11 protein-coding genes are annotated in these 19035 nt (G+C 57.7%); 10 read left to right on the top strand and 1 reads right to left on the bottom strand.

What is annotated here, in order from left to right; all coding sequences use genetic code 11:
* Positions 1-15 precede the first annotated feature (15 nt).
* Positions 16-1596 (bottom strand): TolC family protein, encoded by a 1581-nt coding sequence (locus tag LPW13_RS13115; RefSeq protein WP_230436021.1) that lies wholly within the window; start codon positions 1594-1596, stop codon positions 16-18.
* A 285-nt stretch (positions 1597-1881) separates the two neighbouring features.
* Between LPW13_RS13115 and LPW13_RS13110 the strand changes: the two genes are divergently transcribed.
* The 10 genes from LPW13_RS13110 to LPW13_RS13065 all read left to right on the top strand — a co-directional run bounded on the left by LPW13_RS13110 (position 1882) and on the right by LPW13_RS13065 (position 18687).
* Positions 1882-2991 (top strand): ABC transporter ATP-binding protein, encoded by a 1110-nt coding sequence (locus tag LPW13_RS13110; protein WP_329957900.1) that lies wholly within the window; start codon positions 1882-1884, stop codon positions 2989-2991.
* Positions 2985-5255 (top strand): extracellular solute-binding protein, encoded by a 2271-nt coding sequence (locus tag LPW13_RS13105; protein ID WP_230436019.1) that lies wholly within the window; start codon positions 2985-2987, stop codon positions 5253-5255. The genes LPW13_RS13110 and LPW13_RS13105 overlap by 7 nt, the downstream gene beginning before the upstream one ends.
* Positions 5252-6202 (top strand): sugar ABC transporter permease, encoded by a 951-nt coding sequence (locus tag LPW13_RS13100; RefSeq protein WP_230436017.1) that lies wholly within the window; start codon positions 5252-5254, stop codon positions 6200-6202. Before LPW13_RS13105 ends, LPW13_RS13100 begins: the two co-directional genes overlap by 4 nt.
* A 511-nt stretch (positions 6203-6713) precedes the next feature.
* Positions 6714-9716: a TonB-dependent receptor gene (locus LPW13_RS13095; RefSeq protein WP_230436015.1), complete on the top strand. Its 3003-nt coding sequence runs from the start codon at positions 6714-6716 to the stop codon at positions 9714-9716.
* 126 nt (positions 9717-9842) lie between these two features.
* Complete coding sequence (locus LPW13_RS13090; protein ID WP_230436014.1) at positions 9843-10574, top strand: SapC family protein; 732 nt, start codon at positions 9843-9845, stop codon at positions 10572-10574.
* Between the two features lie 20 nt (positions 10575-10594).
* Positions 10595-11629, top strand: a complete 1035-nt coding sequence (locus tag LPW13_RS13085) for a cupin-like domain-containing protein (protein WP_230436012.1) — start codon at positions 10595-10597, stop codon at positions 11627-11629.
* A 37-nt stretch (positions 11630-11666) separates the two neighbouring features.
* Entirely contained in the window at positions 11667-13160 is a 1494-nt protein-coding gene (locus LPW13_RS13080) for a tryptophan halogenase family protein (RefSeq protein ID WP_268932641.1), read from the top strand.
* 2 nt (positions 13161-13162) lie between these two features.
* Positions 13163-13864, top strand: coding sequence for a DUF6445 family protein (locus LPW13_RS13075; protein WP_230436010.1), 702 nt, complete (start codon positions 13163-13165; stop codon positions 13862-13864).
* A 224-nt stretch (positions 13865-14088) separates the two neighbouring features.
* Positions 14089-16902, top strand: coding sequence for a di-heme oxidoredictase family protein (locus LPW13_RS13070; protein ID WP_230436008.1), 2814 nt, complete (start codon positions 14089-14091; stop codon positions 16900-16902).
* A gap of 237 nt (positions 16903-17139) precedes the next feature.
* Positions 17140-18687: a glycoside hydrolase family 16 protein gene (locus LPW13_RS13065; protein WP_230436006.1), complete on the top strand. Its 1548-nt coding sequence runs from the start codon at positions 17140-17142 to the stop codon at positions 18685-18687.
* Positions 18688-19035: the final 348 nt, after the last annotated feature.

Raw genomic sequence — 19035 nt, 5'->3', positions numbered from 1 at the left:
TATCGGCCACAGCGGTCACCAGTGCGCGGCGGCCTGGCCGTCCTCACGGATTTCCGCCTCGCGTTTTTCAACGCCCTGTGGGTTGTAGCCGCCGGTGGGCAGCAGCTCCATGCTGGCGCTCTGGGTGCGCAGGTCGGCCACCTGTTGCTCAATCACTTCCAGCGGTTGTCGATAGTCGATATAGAACTCGGGCTGGAAACCCACTGCATTGCTGAGGCGGCCATTGGCGCTGCGCCAGTCGGCATAACTCACATCCCGCTGCACACTGGATACCAGCGCCTGGGTGGCAGCGTGGATACTTTCCAGCTCGGTGCCCTGGCTGGATTGCCAGCGGGCGCGGGACTGGCTCGCCATTGCCCGGTCGAGCTCCGCCATTTCCGCCGCATAACCGTGGTTCAGTTGTGCCCGCTGCAGGTGGCTGTAGGCCAGGTCCACCTGGGTGAGCACAGCGACGGTCAATGCCGCACGGCGCACATCGCCCAGGCGCTCGGTATCTTCGGCATAACCCACCAGATCGCGGCCGGCGACTACCGTGCCGAGCAGGTCCCAGGTCAGCCGCAGGCTGCTTTCGGCCCAGTCGTTGTAGAGCAGGTAGCTGTTGTCGTCGTAGAAATAACCGGTGCGCAGTTCCAGGCCCGGGAGGAGCTGCAGGCAGGCCTTGCGGATTTCCGTGGCGGCGATGCGCTGGCGGTAATCCTCTTCAAGCAGTTCCGGGCGGTTGCGCAGGCTGTACTGCTCCAGTTCCAGTACGCTCATCTCATTGAACGGGCTGCGCAGTACATCGCTCTGGCTGGCGCGGACGGTGAACTGGCTGCCCGGCGGCAAGCCCATCAGTGAGGCGAGTTCCATCTTGGCGTTGTGCATATCGCCTTCCAGCGCCAGTAATTGCTGCATCAGATCCAACAGGTCGCGACGGTATGAGAGGCTGGCCTCGGTCTGGCGCAGACCCCGCTCGGCGCTCTGGCGGGATTTTTCCAGTGCGCTTCGGGTCTGTTCGATCAGAGCAGGTAACTGGTTCTGGGCGCGCTGGGCGGCGGCGGCCATCCAGAAGGCATATTCCACGTCGGTGATGACGTTGTGCATCAGCTTGCGCTGGCGCTCAATGGCAATCATCACCCCATCGGCAGCCTGTTTGGCAGACAGGTAATTGATGCCAAAGTCGAGCACATTCCAGGACAGTTCCAGCCCGGAGGTGCTGTAGGTTTTGTCCAGGGAGGTGGATTGTGCGAGGGATTCATTGCCATTTACATCTTCGCTGCTGGAGAAATGTTGCTTGTTGCGGTGGTTATAGCCGGCGCTGGCGGCAATCTCCGGCAGCATATCCCAGCGCGACAGACGCAGGTTGCGGTCGGCAACCACCGCTTCCATCAGTTTCAGGCGGTTGTCCATGTTGTAGGCGATAGCGCGGGCGATGGCTTCATTGAGGTCGATGGGGCCTGTCACCGGTTGCTGATTGCCAAAGGCGGTTTGCCAGTCACCGCTGGCGCGTTGATCGATAGTGGCGTCGTCCATGGCTTCCGGCTGTACGGAGCATCCGTGCAATACAGACAGGGAGACCAGTGTGAGGCTGAATGCCGCAAAAGGGGCCAGGCGCATATCTCTTTGTCCTTATCGGCGTTATAGACTTCTTGAGGCGCAAAACGGCTGCGCCCGTAAAATCTAGTACAGCCGGCCGACTGCTCGCCCCTGTTTCCTCTACTGAGGTTGAAATCCGCGCGGGTATTACGGCGTGGTAGTTGGAGCTTGCGACATCTGGCGTGGGCTTTTGCAAAAATGGTGTTGTTCATTTATTGTTCAATCTTCGCGGGGTATTTCGCGCCGCTGTTCGTGCTTCAATGTCGTACCCAAGTGCACCCTCCGAACTCATGAGAAGATAGATCCGTGGCCAGTATCGAATTCAAAGGCGTCAGCAAGCGCTATGGCGATAGCCCGGCTCACCCAGTCGTGGTTCCGGGGCTCGACCTGCACATCCGCGATGGCGAGTTTATGGTGCTGGTGGGGCCGTCCGGCTGCGGTAAGTCCACCATCCTGCGGATGATCGCGGGGCTGGAGAGTATCTCCGGCGGTGGCCTGTGGATTGGTGGCGAGCGGGTCAATGATCTGCCCCCGAAAGACCGGGATATCGCCATGGTGTTCCAGAGCTACGCCCTTTATCCCCACATGACCGTATTCGAGAACCTGGCCTTTGGCTTGCGGGTACGTAAGCAGCCGCAGGCTGAAATTGAACGGCGTGTTCACCAGGCTGCGGACACCCTGGGACTGTCGGACCTGCTGGCGCGCAAGCCCGGGCAGCTCTCCGGCGGCCAGTGCCAGCGGGTCGCGCTGGGCCGCGCGATGGTGCGCGATCCACAGGTGTTCCTGTTCGACGAGCCGCTGTCCAATCTTGACGCGGAACTGCGGGTGCAGATGCGTGCGAATATCAGCCGTCTGCACCGGGAGTTCGGCACTACATCGGTTTATGTCACCCACGATCAGGTAGAAGCCATGACCCTCGGCTCGCGCATCGCGGTGCTCAATGATGGAGCACTGATGCAAGTGGGCACGCCGATGGAGTTGTACACGGATCCGGAGAATGCCTTTGTCGCCGGGTTTATGGGTGCACCGCCCATGAACCTGTCGCAGGTGCGCAATACCGGCAGTGCGCTGGTCAACGGTCTGCTGCGTTTACCGCTGGCGCACCTGCAGGGCCTGCCCGGCCGTTTGCAGCTGGGCCTGCGGCCGGAGCAGTTGTGTCTCGCCGCCGCGGCACCGGCCCACTGGCCCCGGGTGCGGGGGGCGATTGAGCTGGCAGAGAGCCTCGGCGCAGAGATGCTGGTACACGTGGCCGCGGGCGAGGCGCGCATGGTGGCGCGATTGCCGGGACTGCAGTCTCTGATGGCGGGGGAGGCCGTGGAGCTCGCCTTCGATCCTTCTTCTATTTACCTGTTCGACGCCGATAGCGGTGCCCGACTGCCTGTCACCGCACCGGTTGTGGCGGAGCCGACGTGCTGAAGCGTCTGTTTTCCATCGCGGTGCTTGGAGCGGTTTTCCTGCTGTGCAACCGAGCCGCTGCTGCGGAACCCCTCGAGCTGTGGCACAGCTACCGCGGTGCAGAACGCGCCGCACTGGAACAGTTGATCGCTGACTACAATCGCCGCCATCCGCAGCTTCAGGTCAAGGCGCTGGCGGTGCCGTTTGGTGGCTACGCCGACAAGCTCTCCGCGGCCTTACCCCGGGGGCGGGGGCCGGATCTGTTTATCTTCGCCCATGACCGCCTCGGCGCCTGGGCCAGTGCCGGGCGCACCGTGGCACCCATTGATGACATTGTCAGTGAGCGCTTGCTATCCCGCTTTCCCGACAATTTGCGCCAATCCATGGTGCACGGGGGGCGCCTTTATGGCCTGCCATTCAACTTCAAAAGTCCGGCTCTGTACCGGAATACCGATCTGGTTCCCCGCGCCCCCCGCAGCACCGACGAGCTGGAGGCCGTGGCCCGCCGCCACACCGATCGCAATGCCGGGCGTTTCGGCCTCGCCTACAGCTACACCGAGCCGTTTTTTCACGGCGCGCTGATGAACAGCTTCGGCGCCGGCCCCTTCGGTCGGGGCGGCGAGCTGGATCTGGATAGTCCCGCCAATATCCGCTCCATGGAGTTGCTGTTGCACTGGGCGCGGGGAGATGCAAAGGGTGAGAAAATTCTGCCGGAGGAGCCCAGCAGTACTCTGGTCACCAACCTGTTCAATCAGGGCCGTGCGGCGATGGTGATCAGCGGGCCCTGGATGCTGGGAGAGATCGACCCGCAACTGCCATTTGCGGTAGAGCCACTGCCATTGAATAGTGAGAGTGGTCAGCCGCTGGCTCCCTGGGTGGCGGTGGAGGGACTGTTCGTTTCGCCGTGGACCGAACACCGCCGGTCAGTACTCGACCTGATGGATTTTCTCACCAGCCGCCAGTCTGCGGAGATCATGGCCATCCGCGGTGGTCAGCTGCCCGCCAACCTGGCTGCCTTCGATCACCCGCAGGTCGCCAGCGATGCCATCGCCATGGCGTTTCGCGCACAGCTGGACAATGCGCTGCCAATTCCCAACCAGCTGGCCATGACCCTGGTATGGCAGCCGCTGGAAACCACTTTGCAGAAAATTGTCACCGGCGCGGCGCTACCTGCGCCGGAGCTGCACCGCCTCCAGCAACAGGTGAGCGGGGAGCTGGCGCGGCTTGAGCAGGCCCGGGTGCGCAACAATATCGGACAGGCCAGCTTGCCGGTGGCCTGGCGCCTGGGGTTGTGGATTGTGCCGATCCTGCTGGTGGCCATTGCCCTGGCGCTGTGGCACCGTCACCGTATTCCATTTACGGCAGGCTGGCGGGCCAACCGGACTGCCTACCTGTACCTGCTGCCGGCTGTGCTGGGGATGACCCTGCTGGTGTTCTTCCCGCTGCTCTACGGTCTGCTGCTGTCGTTTACCGATACCACCGTGTTCAATGAATACACCCCGCTGTGGTCGCGTTGGGTGGGCTTCGATAACTACCTCGCCATTCTGGGGGATTTCGACCTGTGGGGTGGCGAGACGCGCAACCTGAACTTCGACAACTTTTACTGGACGCTGTTTATCACCGTCTGCTGGACGCTGTCCAACGTAGTGCTGTCGGTGGGGTTGGCGCTGGTGCTGGCTCTGGCGCTGGATAAACCCATTTTCGGTCGCGGGCTGTTCCGGCTGATCCTGATCCTGCCGTGGGCGATTCCCAATTACATTACCGCGTTGGTGTGGAAGGGCATGTTCCACCCGCAATTCGGGGTGATCAATCAGGGGTTGCAGATCCTCGGGTTTTCCCCAATCGCCTGGTTCGATGCCGTCGGCACCAGCTTTGTCACCGGCCTGGTTACCAACGTGTGGCTCAGTATCCCGTTTATGATGGTGGTCATCCTTGGTGGCCTGCAGTCGATCCCGAAGGAGCTTTACGAGGCCGCACGATTGGAAGGGGCCGGGCGCTGGCGACAGTTCCGCTCCATCACCCTGCCGCTGCTGAAACCGGTACTGGTACCGGCGGTGATCCTGTCGGTGGTGTGGACCTTCAATATGTTCAATGTCATCTATCTGGTCAGCGACGGCGCGCCGGCGGGGGCCAACGATATCCTGATCACCAAGGCGTTCCGTATCGGCTTCGAGAAATACCAGTACGCCTATTCCGCGGCCTATTCGATGGTCATCCTGATGCTGCTGTTTGGGTATGCTCTGTGGCAGACGCGGGTGGGCCGGACTGTGGAGGCAGTGCGATGAGTGACCGTGCGATGAACCACAATGCGCTGGCCGGAGCCGTAACGCCTTACCGCGAGCGCGCTATTGCGCGGGGTACGGCGGTCCTGCGGGATGTATTCAGCTGGCGCTTTGCCTTGCTGCTGTTCGCTTCAGCGGTCGTTATTTATCCCCTGTTGTGGGTGGTGGGCCTGGCCTTTTCCGGACAGCAGGCGTTGATACTGGTGCAGTTACCGGAGGACGCCGGCATTCTGGACCAGCTGCTGGCCCTGATGCCGCTGCCGACGCAGTGGAGCCTGTCCAACTTTTCCGCGGTGCTTACCGAGCAGCCGTTTCTACGCTGGCTGGGTAACAGCCTGGTGATTGCACTGTCCACCACCCTTGTCGGCCTGTCGCTCAGCTGCAGTGCGGCTTACGCCTTTTCCCGCTTCCGCTTTGCCGGTCGCGAGCGGGGGCTGATGCTGTTTCTGGTGTCGCAGATGTTCCCGTCGGTGCTGATGTTGATTCCACTGTATGTGATCGTGGTGCAGTGGCTGGGTTTGGGGAATTCATGGCTGGGGCTGATTCTGGTGTATTCCATCACCGCATTGCCGTTCTGTGTGTGGATGCTGAAGGGCTATTTCGACACCCTGCCGTATGAAATTGAAGAAGCCGCACTGCTGGAGGGCGCTTCGCGCCTGACCATCTTTATCCGCATCGTGCTGCCCCAGGCGCGCCCGGCCATCGCCGTAACCGGACTGTTTGCATTCATGACCGCATGGAACGAATTTATTCTCGCCGCCATTTTTATGGACGACGACTCCCGCTACACCGTACCGGTCGGGCTGCGCTTCTTTGTCAGTGATTACGCCTCTGAATGGGGGTACTTTGCCGCGGGCTCCATCCTGGTATCGCTACCGGTTATGCTCTTGTTCCTCGCGTTGCAGCGGTTCCTGGTGTCCGGGCTTTCCGGCGGGGCGGTGAAGGGATAGGCCGCGCGATCAGGCTTTCGATAGTTCGCCGGATTAAATAACAATGGCTGCGGATCGGCAATGCGCCGGCTACCTACTTTCCGGTACAGTAGGTGGCAGAGGATTTCTGCTCGGTGATTTGGCAGATCCTCAACTCTTCTGGCAGGGGCCGGTATCACCGCTCTCCCTTCTCTCCTCCTTCTTCGTGGTCATCGGGTCATACATTCTGATTGGCTAAATTTTATCCTTCCGGTAAGGTTGGTACTTTCGTCCCAGGTAATCTGCACAGTTATGGTGCGGATCATGGTTGTCTTTGTAAGTGGTTGAAAATAAAAGAATTTTCCGTTCCCGCTTTGCGGGAACCAAGGTGGGATAGTTCATTTTTCGGTAAATTCTCAAGGTGGGACGACTCACTTTGGCGCGCCGGCGGAGTATAGGCTTGCGTCAGAGCGGGTACCCCGTTTGCGGTTTCGAGTTACCCCCTGGCGAACCCAAATAACGAAAATGACGTGACGATGGGGGAGACAACTCCATGAACAGAATGACCGGATTCAAGAAGAACTCTATTGCGGTAGCGATTGCTACCCTCGCGGGTGTCAGCAGCCAGGCCCTGGCCCAGAGCGAACAGAACGTATCACTGGAAGAGGTGGTCGTACTGGGTATTCGCGGCAGTCTCGATAAGGCCATGGATGCGAAGCGCGATGCCAACGGCGTTGTCGATGCCATCTCCGCAGAAGATATCGGTAAGTTTCCCGATACCAACCTGGCGGAATCCATGCAGCGTATCTCCGGTGTGTCTATTGACCGGGTCAATGGTGAAGGCAGCAAAGTCACCGTGCGCGGCCTGGGCCCCGACTTCAACCTGGTAACCCTGAACGGACGTCAGCTGGCGCGTACCACCGGCGGCCGCTCCTTCGATTTCCAGAATATTGCCTCCGATATGGTGACCGGTGTAGAGGTTGCCAAAACCAGCGATGCCACCCTGCCGTCCGGCGGCATGGGCGCCACCATCAACATGACCACCGCACGCCCGCTGGAAACGCCTGAGCGCACCGTGCGTTTTTCCGTGAAAGGTGTGATGGATGAGTCTTCCGAAGATGCCGATATCACACCGGAATACAGCGGTTTCTACTCCGACACCTTTGCCGACGGCAAATTCGGTGTCGCCATCTCCGGCTCTTTTCAGGAGCGTGAAAGTGGCAGTGCCCAGTCCACCGTACCGGGTGGTTGGATCAGTGTTGAAGGCCAGATGGACAACAACTGGGATGGCGTGAATGACCAGTGGGGTGCGGTGCCTACCGAGAACCAGGTGAACCGTCCGGGCGAGGGCGATATTTATTCTGTTCCCCAGAACACCGCCTACAAGTTTGAAGAGCAGCAGCGTAAGCGGACCAACGGTCAGCTGGTGCTGCAGTGGGCGCCGACCGACGATTTCACGGCGACCATGGATTACAACTACTACCAGAACAAGATCGCCAAGCAGTTCAGCGATATCTCCGTGTACCACTCCTGGGATGGCGATCAGCGCGGTGTCTGGAGCGACGGCCCGATCTCCTCTCCGCTGATCTATAGCGAGTTCAAAGGTGAGCCGAGCGATGTGGCAATCGGCGGCGGCAGCATGGCCGAAGTCAACGAAGGCGATATGTTCGGTATCAACCTGGACTGGCAGGTCAGTGACCGCCTGAGTCTGGAGTTCGATGCGCAGCACTCCGAAGCCGAGCGTCGTCCGGATAGTCCTTACGGTACCGACAATACCTTTACTCTGGCTGCCATGGTACGTAACGGCAGCAGTGTCGACTACACCAACGAACTGCCGGCGATCCATGTCTACACCGACAATGGCATCAATGCATCCGATATCCAGGTGACCGGTTCCGCGTTCTACAACACCCTCGATGAGTCTGAAGTGGATCAGTTCCGCTTCGCCGGTAATTTCGAAGTCAACGACTCCAGCAATATCGATTTCGGTATTTCTCGCCAGGAAGTAACTAACCGTTCGCGCTCCGTATTTGTACAGCGTAACAACTGGGGTGGTGCCGGTCCGGCCTCCGACCTGCCGGATGAGTTGTTCACCGAAGAGAGTATCTCCGATCAGTTCGATATGTCCTGGGGGGATTTCTCCGAGCTGGGTGGCCTCGAGCCGATGGACACCTATTTCGCCTATGACTTCGGCGCCATGGTCTCACTGGCAGAAAGCCTGTATGCCGACAACGCGGCAGACCGGGCCACGGCCAACCGTCTGGGCGACTGCGGCACAGCGTTCTGTGCTTCCACCGATTGGGCTTCTGATACAGACCGCGAGACTACCGAGACTTCGACGGCAGCATTTGCCCAGTACAATTTCTTCTCCGAAGTGAGTGGAATGCCCTACCAGGTTAACGCCGGCCTGCGTTACGAGCAGACCGAAGTCGATTCCGTCTCGGTTGTGCCGGTCTATAACCGGGTGGACTGGAACTCCAACAACGAAGCGGTTGTTAGTGGCAACGGCGATCAGGAATACCAGCGCGAGCAGGGAGATTATGACTACTGGCTGCCGAGCCTCGCATTCAAGCTCGATGTAACCGAGGATGTTGTGGCCCGCGCAGCGGTCAGCCAGTCGATTACCCGTCCGGACTACAACTCTATCAAAGGTGGTACTACGGTAGGCACGATTGCCAACGGTGGTATTGGGGGGGGCTCTACCGGTAACCCGAGTCTGAAGCCATACGAGTCCATCAACTATGACCTGTCGGTTGAGTGGTACTACGGCGAAACCAGCTACGCTTCTGCTGGCCTGTTCCGCAAGGAAGTTTCCAACTTCATCAGCTCGGTCAAGACCGATACCAATCTGTTCAATATCCCCAACCCCTGGGATGGCGCGCTGGTGGATGAGGCTCGTGCGAACGGCGCTAATGATGCCGCCGGGATCCGTACTTACATTGCCGAAAACTACGCCGATAGCGAGTTCGTCAATGTCACCTACACGGAGAATGATGCTGGCGAGACTGTGATCGATCAGATCTTTATTCAGGGCAACCCTGAAACTGACCGCGACATGGTTTTCCGGGTGGATACCCCGACCAACAGCGATGTGGAAAACACCATCGACGGTCTGGAGCTGGCAGTTCAGCACATGTTCGGCGAGACCGGTTTCGGTATGCAGGCGAACTACACCATCGTTGATTCCGAGCTGGAGTATGACCCGTTCCTGCTGGTGGATCAGGAAGCGATGATCGGCCTGAGCGATTCTGCAAACCTGATCGGTTTCTACGACATGAACGGATTCCAGGCGCGTATTGCGTATAACTGGCGTGACAAATTCCTGAGCTCTCGAGGTCAGGATACCGGCGCCAACCCGCAGTACGTGGAGGAGTACAGCCAGATCGACGTGAATGTGAGCTACGAACTGCCGCAAGTGGAAGGTATGCAGGTATTCCTGGAAGGTATTAATGTTACCGACGAGTACCAGCGTGTTCATGGGCGAGACGTGCGTCAGATCATGGGTCTCTACCAGGGTGGTGAGCGCTGGCAAGTGGGCGCCCGTTACGCCTTCTAAGTCATTTCACAGGATGGTTTATTAAGGCAACGGAAAGCCGCTGGCCCTTCGGGTCAGCGGCTTTTTTGATCCGGTTATTTATGCAACCCTACTACAACAATAATTAACCACTACGAGAGAAATACGATGGCAAATGCAGTATTGCTGAACAACGTCGAGCATCGCGACCTGCGAATTGATACGACGCGCTCAGCCGCCTTTGGCGATGACAGCTGGTATGCATTGACCTTCCCGCTGGAATTTCGCGCCCTTCAGGGCCACTACCCGATCTTTTTTCAGAAGGACGCTAAAACCGGCGACTTCTTTCCGCTGGTACTGCTCGGTTTTCAGCCCGGAGAAAACCTGTATCTGAGCGATAGCGGCTGGGCGGCTTCCTACATCCCGCTCACGATCCGTCGCGAACCGTTTCTGATCGGCCGCCAGAATGTGGTCGAAGACGGTGTACGGAAAACCCGCCGTGTGATTCATATTGATCTCGATAACCCGCGTGTCAATCATGAGCATGGTGAACCGTTGTTTCTGGAATATGGCGGAAACTCACCATACCTGGACGGCGTGTCAGATATGCTTGAAGCAATTCACCAGGGTGTCGAGCAGAATGCGCAGTTTATTCCTGCACTACAGATTCACGGGCTGCTGGAGTCCTTTACTCTGGATGTTACGTTGGATAATGGCGAAACCAACCAGCTCAAAGGCTTTTACACTATTGATGAAGAGCGGCTGCGTACATTGAGCGCGGAAGATCTGAGCAAACTCCATCGGGCAGGATTCCTTGAGGCCATCTATATGGTGTTGGCGTCCCAGGCTCAGGTTCGTCGGCTGGTAGATGAAAAAAACCGTCGTGCCGCAGTCAGATAAATTGCCAGAGTGAGGACGACATGAGCAAGCCGTTTATCGAATCTGCCGGCCTGCCTGTTGCGGATGAAGTACAGGGTACAACGCCGGAAAATGTGCTGGAGTCTGTTGCGGGCGTAGCCCGTCCGCTGGTATTGCGCGGCTACTGCGATCACTTTCCTGCGGTACAGGCGGCGAAGCAGTCTCCACAGGCAATGGCCGAATACCTGCTGCAGCAATACAGCGGGCATGCCGTCAATGGTTGTTTCGGTTCGGCGGAAGCGGGCGGTCGGGTTTTCTACAATGAAGACCTGAGTGGCTTCAATTTCGAGACCCGTCGTGTACCACTGGGAGTGCTGCTGGATGAAATTCTGGCCAGCGCCGATGTCGAAAGTACGCCCATGCGGTATATGCCTTCCTCAGAAGTCGGCTACTGGTTTCCGGGGTTTGCCGCCGCCAACGATGCCGGGGTGAACAGTGTTTCTCCTGTCGGCTCTTTGTGGCTGGGCAACAAGGTGCGTGTGGCCGCGCACTACGATTTTCCGAACAATCTCGCCTGCAATATTGCCGGCAAGCGGCGTTTTACCCTGTTGCCCCCGGAGCAGATAGCGAACCTCTACCCCGGCCCGCTTGAGTTTGCGCCCGGCGGACAGGAAATCAGTCTGGTGGACTTTTACGATCCGGATTTTGAACGTTTCCCCAAATTTCGCGACGCGTTGGCAAATGCACAGATTGCAGAACTGAACCCCGGTGATGCGCTATACATTCCCGGCATGTGGTGGCATCACGTGGAAAGCCTGGATACGCTGAACGTTCTGTATACCCATTGGTGGCGGGATTCTGAAGCCTTTATGGGGCGCCCCACCAATGCGCTGCTGCACGCAGTTCTCGGTTTGCGCAACCTGCCGGCCCATCAGCGCAAGGCCTGGAAGGCATTGTTTGATTACTACATCTTTGACGCTGATGAAGGCGCCGCTGAGCATATAGCGCCCGCCGCCCAAGGGATATTGGAACAGCCGCTGTCGCTGGAAAAGGCGATGCAATTGCGTGCGAAGCTACAGAATGACCTGAAGCGCTGATAACGCTTGACGGAATCAATAAGTGAGAGATGACACTGTGAAAACTGACAAACTTATTCGCCGGGTGATTATTGCTGGTGGTGGAACCGCAGGCTGGATGACCGCCGCGGCACTGGCCAAATTGCTGGGAAAAAACCTCGATATTAAACTGGTGGAGTCCGAAGCCATCGGCACCGTGGGTGTCGGTGAAGCCACTATTCCCACACTGCACTTATTTCACCAGCTGCTCGGTATCGACGAGCGGGAAATGATGGCGTTCACCAATGCCACTTTCAAATTGGGTATCGAGTTTGAGAACTGGAAAGACGTCGGTGAAGACTATATTCACTCCTTTGGTGCGGCAGGTAAAGACTGCTGGGCGTGCAATTTCAGTCACTTCTGGGTGAAGGGAAAACAGCAGGGGATTGACTACGATATCGGTGATTACACCAAAGAACACCTGGGGGCGCGTCTGGGAAAATACGCGGTATCTCCACGCAGCGAGCGCACCCATGCCTATCATTTTGATGCCAGCCTGTACGCAAAATACCTGCGGATGCTGGCGGAAAAAAATGGCGCAGTGCGCATCGAAGGCAAGATTGATGATGTGCAGCTGGATCACGACAACGGTTTTATCAAGGCGCTCAAGCTGGAAAGCGGTGAGCTGCTGGAAGGTGATCTATTCATCGACTGTACCGGCTTCCGCGGCCTGCTGATCGACAAGGCGTTGCATACCGGTTTTGACGATTGGGGGCACTGGTTGCCCTGTGATCGGGCGGTTGCGGTGCAAACCGGTAAAGGGGAAAACCCGGTTCCCTATACCCGCTCTATTGCGCGGGAATCCGGATGGCAGTGGCGTATTCCCCTGCAGTCGCGTACCGGCAATGGTCTGGTGTTCTGCAGTCATTACATGAACGAAGAGCAGGCGCTGCAGCAGTTGCTGGATAATATCGAGGGGGAGCCGCTGAACGATCCGCGGGTGATCCCGTTCCGCACCGGTACGCGCCGCCAGCACTGGAACAAAAACTGCGTGGCAATCGGTCTTTCCAGTGGCTTTATCGAACCACTGGAATCCACCAGTATTCATCTTATCCAGCGCAGTATTGTTCGCTTGATGACCCTGTTCCCCTCCGATGGTATCAAGCAGGTGGATGTCGATGAATTCAACCAGCTGATCCGGGAAGAAACAGAAAATGTGCGAGATTTTGTCGTCTTGCACTACAAACTGACCGACCGGCGGGATTCCGAGTTCTGGCGCCACTGTCGCAATATGGACGTTCCTGAATCTCTCGCTCGTCGCATGCAAGTATTTGAAGAAAGCGGTCGCGTTTACCAGAACGGCACCGAGCTTTTTGGCGAGAGCTCCTGGCTGCAGGTACTGCTCGGCCAGGGGTTGATGCCGCAAACTTACCACCCGATAGTGGATATGATGAGCGATGACGAGCTAAGCCGCTTCCTCGGCAGCATCCGCAGCCAGGTGCGCGGTGTCGTGGATGGCTGGCCAAACCATATGGAGTTTATCAACCACTATTGTAAAGCCCGGATGGATTGACTGTGAACGGAGCGGGGGGCGAGAAAGTTCAACGGAAAATCGAACATATCGGTAATGACAAGACGCCGATTCTGACGCTTGATAGTTTTGACATGTTCACCGCGCCGTTGCAGAACGCGGCTTATCAGGCCACTTTTGCACCGGATGTGAAGACTTACTATCCTGGCGTGCGAGCCCCCATCCCGAAAGAAGCCGTCGTGGCAGTATTACGCGGGCTCTTCCGTCAGTTGTATCCGGTTTTTGATATCCCGAGGCACCTGCGGTTGAAGCCGCGCGATGCCAACTTCTCGCTGATTACCCGTGCACCGTCTGCATTGGGGGACTTGCAGCGTATTCCACACTTCGATACATCCAACCCGTATTTTTTTGCCCTGTTACTTTATCTAAATCCCGGTCCTCACGGTGGCACTGGTTTTTTCCGGCATAAAAGCACCGGCTATGAACGGGTGAGCGAAGAGCGCGCCGAAACCTATTTCTCTGTGGCCGATCAGTTCTTGCAGCAGCAGGGTGGCCCTTCTGCCGGCTACGTGAAAGAAAGCCGCGACGACTATGAATTGTTCCACGAAATAGAATATCAGCAACATCGCCTTACGGTTTATCCGGGAAATGTGCTGCATTCCATTCTGGTTGATGAACAGGCCGATATCAGTGCCGATCCTAAGACAGGTAGGCTGACTGCGAACCTTTTCTTTGAGTTCGCATAATTGATCGTCGAGGCAGATACCGAGGGGCGGACTGAGACGCAGTTCAAGGTTTTCCGTTGCTGGGCCCGCAACCGCGCTTTTATCTCGCACCATCTTGGTGAAAATCGCAAAGTGGGACGACGTCAAGACACTAAAAAACTACGTTTAATCTCGCGATGAACTGAGATAAGAGCGACAGTGCTCACAATCCAATAATCAACAATAAATAAAGCGAGGTTCGACCCATGCGTTTACCCCCTCATCAGCGGGGAGCCTTTCTGGCGCCCGTTTTTTCTCTGATGACGGCTTCGGCATTGTACGCCATGAGTATTACTGCCCAGGCCCAAATCCAGAATCCATCGACCAATCTCGCCACGGGCGCTTCCGTCACTGCCAGTACCGCGGACCTTGCCGCTGCGTATGCGGTAGATGGCGACAACGGTACACGATGGGCGTCAGCGGCACAGACCGATCCTTCCTGGCTGAGTATTGATCTCGGCCAACTGTACAATCTGAACCAGGTGGAAATTTTCTGGGAAGCGGCTAATGCCGATACCTATGAGATCCTGGGCTCCAGTAACGGCAGTCAGTGGACCACCTTGTCGACCCAGACCGGCGGCCAGTTCGGCCACCGTACCGATTCCGTCTCCGTAAATGGGACATACCGCTATGTTCGCATTAACGGTCTGTCCCGCAGCGCGGGCAACCAGTGGGGCTATTCGATTTGGGAGTTGGGCGTGTTCGGCTCGCCGGCCACCTGTGATAACGGTTGTATGCTGGAAGTGAATGGATCCACTGCCCGGGCGCAAATGGACGGTGGCGATATTGTCGACTTGCATTATTCGATCAATGGCGGCGCCCAGCAGAATGTGCGCATGAATCAGAGTGGCAGCGAGTGGACGTACGATGTTCCCAATCTGTCCAGCGGCGATACCGTTTCCTATTTCTTTACCAAGATTACCAATGGTGTGGGCGAGACCACTGACGCCGCGCAGTTTACTTTTGGCGGGCAGGGCGGCTCTTCCTCTTCTTCCTCTGGTGGTGGTTCCGGCTCCGGCGGTTCCTCCAGCAGTTCCAGCAGTTCGTCTGGCGGCGGCTCTTCGAGCAGCTCATCCGGAGGCTCGTCCGGCGGCGGTTCCAGTAGTTCTTCTTCCGGTGGCGCAGATCTCGGCAGCATAGTGCCGTTGTATGATGGCAGCACACCTCTGGAGCCGGTCATCCAGTACGAAACCGCTACTGCGCTGGTCACGCGCTTCTCCGATCGCGCGCGGGATCGCCACGCCAAGGAAGATCATTTCCAGGCGTACGACCATTACCTGAGCTTTTACTGGGAAGACCGCACCGCGGCGATCGAGATTATCGATGAGGTGGCCAAGGGCGGCGACAGTGTCCGTATGAATGTGCGCACCGAATTCAAATTGAGTGATACCGAAGCGGAAAATCGCTGGTTCTATCGCGGCGTGGGCACGGTAGCCGAGTACTGCGACAACGGCACCATGGTGGTGGAAGACCAGTACAACTACCATAAGGAGCGCACCTACAACTGTCGCGAAGGCCGCAATATCCAGGTAGGCGACAAGCTGGAATTTGAACTCAGCCAGTTCCTGGATGCCAGTGTGCCCAACGGTCGTGCGAATTATTACGGCACTACTTTCCTGTACATTGTCGGTGAGGGATTGGTGCCCTGGGATGTGGGCGGCACCACGCCATTCGGTGGCGTGAAGGATTCCTACAAAATTCCAGAGGCCGCATGGCTGGGTGGCGATACTACCATCCATGCGCTGACGTCCGGCGAGACGGATAACCACTTCATGCAAATGGCCACCAACATCGGCTATGAAAATGCGCAGCCGTTTATGCGTGGCCGCCGTGTTCTACATTCCTCCGCGGTAGATGGCGTGCACGATGAGAAGCCGATCGAAAACCCTCCGCTGCAGGATATGATCGGCCTCGCGGGACCGCACTATATTGCCGACAGTTGCGCGAGCTGCCACGAGCGCAACGGCCGTGCCGCGCCGGCACCGGTTGGGGAGCCGCTGGAGAAGTGGACCTTTAAAGTGGCGGATGCCAACGGCAACCCGGACCCCTATCTCGGTTCCGCATTACAACCCAAAGCGCGCGGCGGTGCTTCCAGTGAAGGCAATGTTTCCATTGCATTCTGGAGTGAGCAGAACGGTCTGCGTTCTCCCAACTATGCGTTTACCGGTGTCACCCCGGAGCGTTTTTCCGCGCGCATCGCGCCGAATCTGGTGGGTATGGGCCTGCTGGAGGCAATCGAGGAAAGCGCAATCGTTGCCCAGGCTGATCCGAACGACAGCAATGGCGATGGCATTTCCGGGCGTGTTAACCGTGTGGTGGATCCGGAAACCGGCGATACCCGTCTTGGTCGCTTTGGCTGGAAAGCCGGTGCACCGAGTATCCGTCACCAGTTGGCGCGTGCCTTCAATACCGATATGGGCGTGATGACTTCCGTCTTTCCCGAGCCGGACTGCGGTAGTAGCCAGAACGATTGTGGTAGTGGCGGTGCCGAACTGGACGACCAGCACCTGCAGGATCTCACCAAATATATTGCCCTGCTGGGCGTACGCCCGCAGCGCAATCACGACGACCCCTCGGTACAAAACGGCCAGCAGCTGTTCAGCAGTATCGGCTGTGCCGACTGTCATACACCAACGCAGCAGACCAGCGCAAATCATCCGTTTGCGGAACTGCGTGATCAGACCATCCACCCGTACACCGATCTGCTGCTGCACGATATGGGACCGGGCCTTGCCGACAATCTGGGTGAAGGTGAAGCCAGTGGTGCAGAATGGCGCACCGCGCCGCTGTGGGGGCTGGGACTTTCCGCTTGTGTCACCGGTGGGGTGGAAAACCCGGTCGGTGGCCAGGGGAACGAAGTCTGCACTCCCGAGCACAGCTACCTGCACGACGGCCGCGCGCGCTCCATCGAAGAGGCCATTCTGTGGCACGGCGGTGAAGGTGAAGCATCAAAAAATGGCTATCAGGGACTGTCGGCCTCTGGCAAGCAGGATCTATTGAACTTCCTGAACTCCCTGTAAATCTTTACAAAAAGCTTCCAGGTAAATCACAAAAATTGGTCGTTGAGTGTTGTTGGGCGGGGTTTCTACCTCGCCCTTTTTTGTGTACGAGCGATCAGAGCCTTCCCCGCAGAAATCATCAGACCCACCTTGCCCGTTTCAGCAATGTGGGGCGACGATGGTTGCTTTTCGACATTAGATCAGTGGTCTCTCAGCGGAGAGAAACATAAAACAATAAACAATGATAAGGAGACAGCGATGTCCAGATTCCTTTTCCGTACTACTACGCTCGCCTTGGCAATAGCAGCAACTGCCTGCGGTGGCGGTGGTGGTTCCAATAACAACAACAATGATGACGATATCGGCGTGGTCGAGCCACCGGTGGACGAGCGCCCCGAGCGTTGCCTGGAAGATCCGATGAACTCCGGTTACTGCCTGGTGTGGGCGGATGAGTTCTCCGGGGATGCCATCGACAGCGAAAAATGGTCCCACGAGAAAAACTGCACCGGCGGCGGCAATAACGAGGCCCAGTGTTATAACGATTCCGCAGACAACTCCTGGGTTGCCGACGATATGCTGCACATCAAGGCTGTCCGCGAAGACGCCACCGGCCCCGGTATGGTTGACGACGATCCCAACTACGATCCGGAAGATACCTCCGGCAGCGGCACCTACACCTCCGCGCGCCTGCGCACCAAGAACCTGGGTGACTGGAAATACGGCCGTTTTGAGATGCGCGCAAAACTGCCCTTCGGCCAGGGCAGCTGGCCCGCGTTCTGGATGTTGCCCACCGAATGGAACTACGGCGGCTGGCCGCTCTCCGGGGAAATCGACATTCTGGAAGCGGTCAACCTGAAGGTGGGTGGTGAGGACCATATCCACGGCACTTTGCACTACGGCGATAACTGGCCGGGCAACGTCTATTCCGGTGAAGCCTACCGCATCCCTGGTGACCTGAACCCCGCGGACGATTTCCACACCTACGCGGTGGAATGGGAAGAGGGGGAAATCCGCTGGTACGTAGACGGCGACCACTACGCCATCCAGAAAGCGGACGGCTGGTACACCACCGCCGCACTGGATAACCCCAATGCACCTTTTGATCAGACCTTCCACCTGATTCTGAACCTGGCAGTGGGCGGCGACTGGCCATCCAATGTCAACGACACCGGCATTGATGAAAGCGCCTTCCCGCAGGAATTCATCATCGACTATGTGCGGGTCTATCAGTGCACCGAAGACTTTGAAACCGGCAAGGGTTGTGCCAGTACCGATGGCGATTTCGTCTACAACGAAGGCACCCAACCACCGCAGGCACCGGAAGGGGATGAGATCGCGATATTCGATGGCGAAGTCAACGCACCCTACCAGTGGTACTCCTGGAGCAGTTTCGGAAGTGTGGATTTCGAAGTGGTCGATGCCGGTGGTGATTATGGGGATGTAGGCCAAATCACCTACAACACCGACGAGGGTATCGGCTTTTTCCAGTCCGAGGCCACTTACGATCTGAGTGATTACACCTATATCGAATTTGACCTGCGGGTTCTGGAAGAGCCCGCGGATGCCGGCTCTGCCGGGCTCACTTTCCGCGCTGACTGTATCTTCAACAACGGCTGTACCTCCGGGGACTACCCCCTGGATATGCCTGCACTGGACCAGTGGACACATTTTCAGATCCCGCTGATGGAACTAGTCAATCAGGGCCTCAACGCGGAGAGCGTGGATACCCCCTTTGTGATCTCACCCACCTGGGGTAACCAGATGGGGGCGGTATTGCAGGTGGATAACGTGCGCGTGGTCAAGTAGTCGCGACGTGAACTGCGGGCGAAGGTGGCGATGCCGGGGGCGGTCTTGTGAGACCTTCTGCGAGAGGGACCTCGCAGAAGAGCCCCCACGGATGGGTTCACGGCGTGTCTCACAAGACCGCACCCGGTAGCGCCACCGCCACAGCAGATTAACCGAGGTCCTGGGTGAGTCCCATTTTGTGGTTTTCCGCGGGTGGCAAGGTGGTGTGCACCATTTTGTTGGCGGATTTCAAAGTGGGACGACCCTTTTTCGTGCAGTGGGTACAACGAATACTGACAGAGCCGTGTTCAACAGAACCGGTAATAGACATTGAGTCACAAGAATAACCAGCCAGGAAATTGATGGGAG

The sequence above is a fragment of the Microbulbifer celer genome (genome assembly GCF_020991125.1).
GTDB classification, from domain to species: Bacteria; Pseudomonadota; Gammaproteobacteria; order Pseudomonadales; family Cellvibrionaceae; genus Microbulbifer; species Microbulbifer celer.
The sequence above is the reverse complement of the archived record's forward strand: the minus strand, read 5'-3'. Positions and strand labels throughout refer to the sequence as shown.